General features: G+C 69.7%; 10 protein-coding genes. 8 read left to right on the top strand and 2 right to left on the bottom strand.

What is annotated here, in order from left to right; translation table 11 throughout:
- Positions 1 to 1,076 (bottom strand): NAD(P)/FAD-dependent oxidoreductase (locus tag FFS23_RS19130; RefSeq protein WP_137899850.1); only part of this gene is annotated, 1,076 nt, incomplete at its 3' end.
- A complete protein-coding gene (locus FFS23_RS19125; protein WP_137899849.1) occupies positions 1,073 to 2,005 on the bottom strand; it encodes an alpha/beta fold hydrolase in 933 nt (310 codons plus the stop codon). The genes FFS23_RS19125 and FFS23_RS19130, both read right to left, overlap by 4 nt.
- Positions 2,006 to 2,056: 51 nt before the next feature.
- Between FFS23_RS19125 and FFS23_RS19120 the strand changes: the two genes are divergently transcribed.
- The 8 genes from FFS23_RS19120 to FFS23_RS19085 all read left to right on the top strand — a co-directional run.
- Positions 2,057 to 2,524, top strand: a complete 468-nt coding sequence (locus FFS23_RS19120; RefSeq protein WP_137899848.1) for an A24 family peptidase — start codon at positions 2,057 to 2,059, stop codon at positions 2,522 to 2,524.
- Positions 2,525 to 2,602: 78 nt separating this feature from the next.
- The gene (gene cpaB, locus FFS23_RS19115; protein WP_038660604.1) at positions 2,603 to 3,637 is read left to right on the top strand and encodes a Flp pilus assembly protein CpaB; all 1,035 of its coding nucleotides are present in this window, start codon (positions 2,603 to 2,605) and stop codon (positions 3,635 to 3,637) included.
- A gap of 1 nt (position 3,638) precedes the next feature.
- The gene (locus FFS23_RS19110; RefSeq protein WP_137899847.1) at positions 3,639 to 5,222 is read left to right on the top strand and encodes a type II and III secretion system protein family protein; all 1,584 of its coding nucleotides are present in this window, start codon (positions 3,639 to 3,641) and stop codon (positions 5,220 to 5,222) included.
- Between the two features lie 35 nt (positions 5,223 to 5,257).
- A complete protein-coding gene (locus tag FFS23_RS19105; RefSeq protein WP_137899846.1) occupies positions 5,258 to 5,890 on the top strand; it encodes a CpaD family pilus assembly protein in 633 nt (210 codons plus the stop codon).
- A complete protein-coding gene (locus FFS23_RS19100) occupies positions 5,890 to 7,164 on the top strand; it encodes a CpaE/TadZ family protein (protein ID WP_038660609.1) in 1,275 nt (424 codons plus the stop codon). Before FFS23_RS19105 ends, FFS23_RS19100 begins: the two co-directional genes overlap by 1 nt.
- 10 nt (positions 7,165 to 7,174) lie before the next feature.
- Positions 7,175 to 8,146, top strand: a complete 972-nt coding sequence (locus FFS23_RS19095; RefSeq protein ID WP_038660612.1) for a type II secretion system F family protein — start codon at positions 7,175 to 7,177, stop codon at positions 8,144 to 8,146.
- A 19-nt stretch (positions 8,147 to 8,165) separates the two neighbouring features.
- The gene (locus tag FFS23_RS19090; RefSeq protein ID WP_171009555.1) at positions 8,166 to 9,149 is read left to right on the top strand and encodes a type II secretion system F family protein; all 984 of its coding nucleotides are present in this window, start codon (positions 8,166 to 8,168) and stop codon (positions 9,147 to 9,149) included.
- Positions 9,150 to 9,614: 465 nt separating this feature from the next.
- On the top strand, positions 9,615 to 9,929 hold a 315-nt coding region (locus tag FFS23_RS19085), incomplete at its 3' end, for a hypothetical protein (RefSeq protein WP_137899845.1).

The raw sequence follows: 9,929 nt of genomic DNA, 5'->3' as shown, positions 1-9,929 counted from the left end.
GCAAACCGCCCCGCGGCATAGCGCGCGACGTCGACCCCCTCGAACCCCGCCGGCAGGCCCGTCCCCAGCAACAGGCTCGCCGCCACCGCCGCGCCGGCGGGCGCGGTCTGGATGCCGAAGCCGCCCTGCCCCGCGCACCAGAACAGCCCCGCCACCGCCGGATCGAAGCCGTACACCGGCAACCGGTCGGGCGCGAAACTGCGCAATCCCGCCCAGCGCCGCTCGACCGCCGCGACCCGCCAGTCGACCACATGCTCGAACCGGTCGACCGCCAATGCGACGTCGATCTCCTCGGGCGCGACGTCGTGCGGATCGACCGGCGTCTCGTCGTGCGGACTCAGCCACAGCCGCCCCGCCTCCGGCTTGAAATAGAACCGCCCCGCGATATCGGCGACATGCGGCAGATCGGCGCCCGCGGGCGGATCGGTGCGCAACTGCACCATCGTCCGCCGATAGGGCTGGATGCCGAGCGGCGCCGCGCCCAGCCGCACGGCGATGCGATCGGCCCAGGCCCCCGCCGCATTGACCAGCACGCGCGCGCGATACGTCCCCGCCGGCGTCGCGATCGTCCAGATGCCGTCGGCACGCCGCGCCTCGTCCAGCCCGGCGCGCGTCGCAATCGCTCCACCGGCGCGGCGGAATTCGGCCAGATAGGCGGCATGGAGCGCCGCGACATCGATATAGGCGCAGCTCGGCTCGTGCACGCCGAGCGTCCATTCGGGCCGCAGCCCCGGCACGAACGCGGCGGGATCGACGCGGTCGAGCACCACCGCGGTCCCCTCGAACGCGGCGAGGAAGGCGTCGACCCGCCCGGCATCCGCCGCCCGCCCGATATGCAGCGACCCCAGCGGCGCGAGATAGCCGCCGCCGCGCAACGCCGCTTCGGAAGCGCTGGTCAGCGGCTGGATGCCCGGCCCGCCATAGGTCTCCGACCAGAAGGCGGCCGAGCGCCCGGTGCTGTGATAGCCCGCCTGCGCCTCCGCCTCGAGCAGCAGCACGCGGGCGTGCGGCGCGAGCGCGGCGGCGAGGCTGGCGCCGGCGATCCCCGCGCCGATGATCGCGACATCGTGGATCATCGCAGCCGGTCCAGGAACGCGTCGATCGCGTCGAAGGCACGCCGCCGCACCGCATCGTCCTCGCGCAGGATCTCATGCGCCGATTCGGCACCGAAGCGCACCAGTTCGACCCGCGGCAGCCGCGCCGCCAGCCGCACCGCGGCGCGGGCATCGACCAGCCGGTCGGCATCGGCGACCAGCATCAGGATCGGCACCGCGAGCGTCGCCAGTCGTGGGTCGGCCTGCAGCCGCGCGCCCGAGTCGAACGCCTCGAGCACCCACGCCCAGCTCGGCGGCCCGAGCAGCAGCGACGGATCGCGCGCATACCAGAAGGCTTCGTCGGCATAGCGATCGAGCGAATGGGTGAGCCGCTGCTGGCGATGGCCGGCGGACGCCTTGCCCGGCCGCACCGTCCACGCCGGCCGGGCGGGATCGCCGATCTTCGTCATCGCCCAGGCGACCGCACGACCGGCCCGCGCGCCGAGCGGTGAGCGCACGCCGATCATCGGCGACACCAGCACCGCCGCATCGGGCACGACGCCGCCGTCGAGCATCGCGCGCAACGCCAGATGCCCGCCCATCGAATGGCCGAGCAGCACCGCCGGTCCGCTCCCCTCGCGCGTCCAGTCGCGCCAGAAGGCGGTGAGATCGCCCACCCACGCGTCGAAACTGGCGGCATGGCCGACGTGCGGATCGGCGGCGAGCCGCCCGGAGCCGCCCTGTCCGCGCCAGTCGAACGCGGTCACCGACCAGCGCCGGGCATGCAGGTGGCGGATCGTCTCGAGGAATTTCTCGACGATGTCCGCGCGGCCGCCCTGCACCAGGATACGCCCGCGGGCGTCGGGGTGCGGCCAGTCGAAGCGGCGGTGGCGCCAGCCGTCGGGCGCCTGCCATTCCGTCAGGCGCGAATCGGCGGGCAGGTCGCGGCGCAGCTCGGCTTGGTCGGTCATCGTTGCTTTGGTTACGGTTTCGCAAGCCATGCCGTCTACCTGTCGCGTCCGATGGGATGGGATAGTCTATTGATCGCGGCGCTGGCCGTCACGCTCGGCGGCCTGCTCGTCGCCGCGGGAATCGAGGATGCCCGCACCCGCGAGATCGCCAATGGCAAGAATGCGGCGATCGCACTGCTCGCGCCGCTGTGGTGGTGGGCGATGGGGCTCGGCTGGGGCGACGTCGCGGTGCAATTGCTCGTCGCGGCGATCGTCTTCGCGGCGTTCGTCGGCGCCTTCGCCTGCGGCTGGATGGGCGGCGGCGACGTCAAGATGATCGGCGCGCTCGCCTTGTGGCTGCCGCTCGGCGGCCTGTTGCAGATGCTGATGCTGATGTCGGTGCTCGGCGGCGCGATCACCGTCGCGATGATGATCGAGCGCCGCTGGCAGCGCCGAATCGGCGAGGTCGAGGTGCCTTATGGCGTCGCAATCGCCGCGGCGGCGCTGCTCGCGCTGCCCGCCACTCTGCCAGCCCTTTGAAGACGAACCGGATTTTAACCAGTCCGCGGCCAAGATGGCCCAATCAACCACCGGTGCGCTGAAAGGCCCGTTGAGACCATGGATAGTCGCAAGATCGTTTTGCTGGTGGGCGCGTTGCTCGTCGCCGGCATCACGGCATTTTTCGCCCGCTCGTTGCTCGTCGGCGCCTCCGCGCCGCAGGCGGTGGCGATGGGCGCCCCCGCCCCGGTCGTCGTCACCGGCCCGGAAGTGCTGGTCGCGACCCGCGCGCTGCCCGTCGGCACGATCCTCGACGCCACCGCGCTCAAGTTCCAGCCCTGGCCGCAGCAGCTCGTCGACAATGCCTATTACCTCAAGGCGGGCACCGACGTGGCGAAACTGACCGGCACCGTGGTGCGCAACGCGATCACCGCCGGCCAGCCGGTCACCCGCGGCGCTTTGGTGTCGCCGGGCGACCGCGGCTTCCTCGCCGCCGCGCTCGGACCGGGGATGCGTGCGGTCACCGTCAGCGTGTCGAGCCAGGCGGCGGTCGCCGGCTTCGTCTTCCCCGGCGACCGCATCGACCTCGTCCTGACCCAGACCGTCAACGGCGGCGGCGACGGCCAGCCGCTCAAGGTGTCCGAGACGATCATGCGCAACGTCCGCGTGCTCGCCACCGACCAGCGCACCGACAATGTCGTCGGCGAGGACGGCAAGTCGAAGGTCACGAGCTATTCGACGGTGACGCTGGAGGCGACGCCGAAGATGGCCGAACAGGTCGCGGTGGCGCGCACGATCGGCGAATTGTCGCTGTCGCTGCGCGCGCTCGCCGACAATTCGACCGAACTCGAAGAGGCGATCGCCAGCGGCGCGGTCAAGGTGCCCGACGGCGACCCGCGCGCCGAAAAGGCGATGATGCTGCGTCTCGCCACCCAGCCGCAGACCGGCGGCACCACCTTCGCCACCGGCGCCGACGTCTCGCGCTTCCAGCGCAGCACCGTGCCGGCACGCGCACCGGCCGCCGGCACCCCGATGGGCACCGGCACCGCACCGGGTGGCGCGCCCGGCGCCGGCGGCGCGACGATCCAGGGCCCGGCCGTGCGGATCGCCCGCGGCAACACCGTGACCGTCGTTCCGGTCGGAGGGAAAAACTGACATGCCTCTCGTCCACCCCCTCCGCACCCGCTGCGGCCGCACCGCCGCCGTCGCGCTGGCGCTCGCCACCACGGTCGCCGCACCGCTCGCCATCGCCGATGCGCGCGGCAGCGGTGCCGACGCCGCGGTCGCCGGCGGCAGTTCGTCGGTCGTCCAGGTCAACACCGGCCGCGGCCGGCTGGTGACGCTGTCGCGACCGATGAGCGACGTCTTCGTCGCCGATGACAGCATCGCCGACGTCCAGGTCCGCTCGCCGACGCAACTCTACATCTTCGGCAAGAAGACCGGCGAGACGACGATCTCCGCCACCACCCGCGGCGGCGCGGTCGTCTATGCGACCACCGTCCGCGTCGGCAACAACCTCGATTCGATCGCGACGATGCTCCAGCTCGCGATGCCCGACGCGCGGCTCGTCGCGACGCCGATGAACGGCATCGTGCTGCTCACCGGCACCGTCGCCGGCCCCGGTGACGCCGCCGAGGCCGAACGGCTGGTCCAGGCCTATGTCGGCGACGCGACCAAGGTGCTCTCGCGCCTCAAGACCGCGACCCCGCTGCAGGTCAATCTGCAGGTCCGCATCGCCGAGGTCAGCCGGACGTTCATCAAGAACGTCGGCGTCAACCTCGGTTCGGTCGACTCGACCGGCGGGTTCAAATTCGGCATTGGTCGCGGCGGCGTCAGCCCTCAATATACGCCGGGTTTCCCGCTGGCGACCGGCTTCAACACAGGTACGAATACCACCCTGATCCCGAACGGCAGCTCCGGCTCGACGCTCGGCCTCGCCGGCAGGCTGCTCGGCCTCGACCTGCTCGCTGCGGTCGATCTCGGCGAGACGCTGGGTCAGGTGACGACGCTCGCCAACCCCAATCTTACCGCCTTGTCGGGCGAGACCGCGACCTTCCTCGCCGGCGGCGAGATCCCGATCCCGCTCTCCGGCGGGCTCGGCACCGTCACCGTCGAGTACAAGCAATATGGCGTCAGCCTCGCCTATACGCCGACGGTGCTGTCCGACGGCCGCATCTCGCTGCGCGTCCGTCCCGAGGTGTCGCAGATCGACAATGCCAATGCGGTCAGCGTCGGCGGCACCCGCGTTCCCGGCATCACCACCCGCCGCGCCGAGACGACGCTGGAGCTCGGCTCGGGCCAGAGCATGATGATCGGCGGCCTGCTCTCCAACAGCCACGGCAACAACATCGACAAGACGCCGTTCCTCGGCGACCTGCCGATCATCGGCTCGCTGTTCCGCTCGACCAACTTCCAGCGCAACGAGACCGAGCTGGTCATCATCATCACCCCCTATCTGGTGAAGCCGGTGAGCGATCCCGCCCAGATCGCGCTGCCGCACGACGGCTATCGCGCGCCGAGCGATGCCGTGCGAATCCTGCTCGGCGAGGTCGGTTCGGGCGGCAACGGTCCGCGTCCGGTGCCGACGATGGTCCCCGGCGGCCAGCCGCCCGCGCCGACGATCGGCGCCGCCGCGGCGGTGCCGCCGGTGCCGCAGCGTCAGCCGGCCCCCGCCGCCGCCGATCCGCGCGCCACGTCGAAGAAGAAGGGCGCCGTCCCCGCCCCCGGATTTTCCAACTGATGCCCGCGCCGGCCCCGACCAAGGACAAGGCTCCGATGACCAAGCACAAGCTGCTCCTCGCCACCCTGCCCGCGCTGCTTCTCGGCGGCTGCATGGGCACCACCAACCGCGGCCTCGAATCGGTCCACCAGCCGGTCGTCGCACGCAGCGATTACGCGCTCGACCTCGCCACCGCCGGGGCCGGCCTCGCCGCCGGCGAAGGCCGCCGGCTCGCCGGCTGGATGGACACGATGCACCTCGGCTTCGGCGACAAGGTCGCGATCGACGAGAGCGCCGACGCCGCCGGCCGCGCGCGTGACGAGATCGCCGCCGTAGTCGCCAGTTACGGCCTGCTTCTCTCCGACGACCGCCCGGTGACCGCCGCGCCGGTGACGCCCGGCACGCTGCGCGTCGTCGTCAGCCGCATGCACGCCAGCGTGCCCGGCTGCCCCGACTGGAGCCGCAATTCGAGCAACGAATTCGACGCCAACACCTCGTCCAATTACGGCTGCGCCATCAACGCCAACCTCGCCGCGATGATCGCCCGCCCCAGCGACCTGGTCTCCGGCACCGATGCACAGCCGCTCGTCGATACCGCGGCCAATGCCAAGGCGATCGACACCTATCGCAAGAAGGCGCCGACCGGCGCCGCCGCGCTGCAGGCGACCAGCGCCCGCGGAGCCAATTGATGAACGCCCCCTGGAAACCCGCCGGTCTGTCGACGCGCGAGCCGTTCGCCGCCTACGTCTGCGACGAGACCACCGCCGAAACGCTGCGCCCGATCGCCGCCGAACTCGGCTGGTCGGTCGACAAGGTCTATAAGGGCGGGCTGCGCAACGCCGTCCAGTCGCTGTCGGTCTCGGCCAGCCCGCAGATCCTGCTCGTCGATCTCGCCGAATCGGGCGATCCGCTCAGCGACATCAACGGCCTCGCCGAAGTGTGCGAGCCCGGCACGGTGGTGATCGCCGCCGGCCAGGTCAACGACGTGCGCCTCTACCGCGACCTGATCGCCAGCGGCATCCAGGATTATCTGCTCAAGCCGCTCCATCCCGACGCGATGCGCGAGGCCTTCGGTCACGCGCAGGCGATGCTCAACGCCCCCAAGCTCGCCGAGGCCAGCATCGACCGGCCGCATTGCGCGATCGCCGTCATCGGCACGCGCGGCGGCGTCGGCGCGTCGACCGTCGCCACCTCGACCGCCTGGCTGCTCGCCGAGCGCGAGAAGCGCACCACCGCATTGCTCGACCTCGACGTCCATTTCGGCACCGGCGCGCTGACGCTCGATCTCGAGCCCGGCCGCGGCCTCACCGACGCGATCGAGAATCCCAGCCGCATCGACGGCCTGTTCATCGAACGGGCGATGGTCAAGGCGACCGAGAAGCTCGCCGTCCTCTCCGCCGAGGCGCCGATCAACGCGCCCCTGGTCACCGACGGCGCCGCTTTCTACCAGTTGCAGGAAGAGATGCGCGCCGCCTTCGAGGCGACGGTGGTCGATCTGCCGCGTGCGATGCTGGTCCAGCACCCGCAGCTCATCAGCGACATCCAGGCCGCGGTGATCGTCACCGAACTCACCCTCGCCTCGGCGCGCGATACGATCCGCATCCTGTCGTGGCTCAAGACGCACGCGCCGCAGACGCACCTCACCGTCGTCGCCAACCGCGTCCACCCCGCCGCGCAGCTCGAGATCAGCCGCAAGGATTTCGAAAGCTCGATCGAGCGCAAGATCGACTTCCTCGTCCCCTTCGACCAGAAACTGGCAGCGCAATCGGCCAAGCTCGGCAAGCCGCTCGCCGAGGCGGGCAAGAACACCAAGACGATCGCGCCGCTGATCGACCTCACCCGCCACGTCCTCAACGCCGGCGAGGAACTCGTCGCGGGCAGCGGCGACGGCAAGACGCGCAAGAAGGGCAAGTCGTTGATCGGCGGCTTCTCCGCGTTACTGCCGCGTCGCGCCAAGAAATAGCGTCGCGGCGATGGACCTCTTCCCTCTCGCGATGGTGCTGCTCGGCGGCGGACTGGCGATCGCCTTGGTCGCCTTCGCGCTTGCCGGCCCGTCGCCGCAGCGCGCGCAGACGCGCCGCGTCGCCGCGATGCGGATGCGGCACGGCGACTTCGCGGTGGTCGAATCGCAGATGCGGCGCATCGCCGCCGGCCGCGTCCAGACCCGCACCGACCTCGCAGTCGGCCGGCTGCTGCCCAATCCGGCGCAGCTCGCCCACCGGCTGGCGATGACCGGCAAGGACTGGAGCGTCGGCCGCTACGGCATGGTCAGCGCCGGGCTGATCGTCGTCGTCGCCGGGCTGCTGATGCTCAAGGGCGCGCCGTTCCTCTTCGCCCTGCTGTTCGGCGTCGCGGTCGGCGCCGGCGTGCCGCATTGGATGGTCGGCTATTTCATCCGCCGCCGCGTCACCCGCTTCACCGCCAAATTCCCCGATGCGATCGAATTGCTCGTCCGCGGCCTGCGCTCGGGCCTGCCGGTCAGCGAGACGATCGGCGTCGTCGGCAACGAGGTGGAGGGGCCGGTCGGCGAGGAATTCCGCATGGTCTCCGACAAGATGAAGATCGGCATGTCGATGGACGCGGCCTTGCAGGACACCGCCGACCGGCTCGGCACGCCCGAATTCCAGTTCTTCGTCATCACCATCGCGATCCAGCGCGAGACCGGCGGCAATCTCGCCGAAACGCTTGCCAATCTCGCCACGGTGCTGCGCCAGCGCGGCCAGATGAAATTGAAGATCAAGGCGATGTCGTCCGAATCCAAGGCGTCGGCCTATATCGTCGGGTCGCTGCCGTTCATCGTCTTCGGGATGATCTGGATGATCAACGCCGGCTATATGCAGGGCTTCTTCTCCGAACCGCGGCTGATCATCGCCGGCATCGGCGGCCTGCTGTGGATGGGGATCGGCGTGTTCATCATGGCCAAGATGGTCAGCTTCGAAATCTGATGGCCGGGGGCGAATAGACATGCAGGCTTCCGGACCGACGCTGATGGGCATCGACGTGCTCTGGGTCGCGACCATCCTGTCGGGGGTCGCCGCCTTTGCGGTGATGCTCGCCATCTATACGGTGATGCGCACCGTCACCGATCCGATGACCAAGCGCGTCAAGGCGCTCAACGAACGCCGCGAACAGCTCAAGGCCGGCATCACCGCCTCGACCAAGCGCCGCGCCAAGCTGGTCCAGCGCAGCGACACCACCGACTGGATGCGCGGCCTTCTCTCGTCGCTCAAGGTGTTGCAGGACAGCCAGGTCAAGGACGCGCAGCTCAAGCTGATGCGTGCTGGCATCCGGTCGAAGGAATGGGCGGTCGGCGTCATCTTCGGCCGGCTCGCGCTGCCGATCGTGTTCGGCGGCCTGATGGTCGTCGTCGTCTACGGGCTCGATTATTTCCCCGACTGGTCGCCGTTCAAACGCTATGCGCTGGTCGCGGTGACCTTCATCCTCGCCTACAAGGCGCCGGACATCTATCTGAAGAACAAGATCACCAAGCGCAGCGACGCGATCCGCAAGGGCCTGCCCGACGCGCTCGATTTGCTGGTGATCTGCGCCGAGGCGGGCCTGACCGTCGACGCCGCCTTCCACCGCGTCGCCAAGGAGCTCGGCCGCGCCTATCCCGAACTCGGCGACGAATTTACGCTGACCGCGATCGAACTCGGCTTCCTCACCGAACGGCGGCAGGCGTTCGAGAATCTCGCCACCCGCGTCGACCTCGACGCGATCCGCGGCGTCGTCACGACGATGGTGCAGACCGAGAAATACGGCACCCCGCTCGCCTCGGCGCTGCGCGTCCTGTCCGCCGAATTCCGCAACGAACGCATGATGCGCGCCGAGGAAAAGGCCGCGCGCCTGCCGGCGATCATGACGATCCCGCTGATCCTCTTCATCCTGCCGACGCTGTTCATCGTCATCCTCGGCCCCGCCGCCTGCTCGATCAGCGACGCCTTCTAGGGATCCCGACACCCCGTTCGCCCTGAGCCTGTCGAAGGGCAGGTGAGACCCGATCCGCCTCCACATCATATCCATCACCCCGGACGTGTTCGAACCTCCCGCGAAACGCCACCAGTGCTCCTGCGAAAGCAGGAGCCCAGGAGTCCGAAACGCCGAAAGCCGTTTCTGCTTGGCCCTGGGTTCCTGCTTTCGCAGGAACACTGCGCAGATCTGCCGGAGCCAGCTGTCCTACACCCGCCCCAAATGCTAAAGAGCGCCCCCCACACGCTCTTTCTCATCGCCATCGATCAGCACGTTTCCGGAAACGATAAACCCGGATCGTTTCCATTCAGGTGTCCATCTTGTCCACGTTCGGCGCCTAACCCATTCCACCGCAACGACACCGCTTCCACGCAGCGTGACGCTCCCGGCCCGATGAACCAACCCCCGCCGCGCTCGTTATGCACCCGTAACAGGGAGGCTCGGATGCTGTTCACCACCACCACGCAGTTCGTCGCTTTGGCATTGTGCCTCGTCGCCGGCTGGTTCTTCGGGCTCGCCAGCCACGGCGGTGGCCGCAAGTGGAAGACGCGCTATGCCGACGAGCGCGAGGCGCATGCCGGCTATCGCAAGCAGGGCGACGCCGCGCTTGCCGACGCCAACCGCCGCATCGCCGAGCTGGAGCGCGAGAACGACCGTCTCGCCCGCGCCACCGAGACCGTACCGGTCGCCACCGCCCCCGTCGCCGCCGCACCGACCATCGGGGAGCGTCTCACCGGCAGTGCCCGCCCGGTGCGCACC

The organism is Sphingomonas sp. 2SG (assembly GCF_005503285.1).
Lineage (GTDB): Bacteria > Pseudomonadota > Alphaproteobacteria > Sphingomonadales > Sphingomonadaceae > Sphingomonas > Sphingomonas taxi.
Note: the sequence above shows the minus strand (reverse complement) of the source record. Positions and strands in the feature narration are given on the sequence as shown.

What these genes read in the sequence shown, in the direction of transcription:
- FFS23_RS19125 (WP_137899849.1), bottom strand. Translation starts at nt 2,005, where the DNA reads ATGACCGACCAAGCCGAGCTGCGCCGCGACCTGCCCGCCGATTCGCGC.
- FFS23_RS19120 (WP_137899848.1), top strand. Translation starts at nt 2,057, where the DNA reads ATGGGATGGGATAGTCTATTGATCGCGGCGCTGGCCGTCACGCTCGGC.
- cpaB (WP_038660604.1), top strand. Translation starts at nt 2,603, where the DNA reads ATGGATAGTCGCAAGATCGTTTTGCTGGTGGGCGCGTTGCTCGTCGCC.
- FFS23_RS19110 (WP_137899847.1), top strand. Translation starts at nt 3,639, where the DNA reads ATGCCTCTCGTCCACCCCCTCCGCACCCGCTGCGGCCGCACCGCCGCC.
- FFS23_RS19105 (WP_137899846.1), top strand. Translation starts at nt 5,258, where the DNA reads ATGACCAAGCACAAGCTGCTCCTCGCCACCCTGCCCGCGCTGCTTCTC.
- FFS23_RS19100 (WP_038660609.1), top strand. Translation starts at nt 5,890, where the DNA reads ATGAACGCCCCCTGGAAACCCGCCGGTCTGTCGACGCGCGAGCCGTTC.
- FFS23_RS19095 (WP_038660612.1), top strand. Translation starts at nt 7,175, where the DNA reads ATGGACCTCTTCCCTCTCGCGATGGTGCTGCTCGGCGGCGGACTGGCG.
- FFS23_RS19090 (WP_171009555.1), top strand. Translation starts at nt 8,166, where the DNA reads ATGCAGGCTTCCGGACCGACGCTGATGGGCATCGACGTGCTCTGGGTC.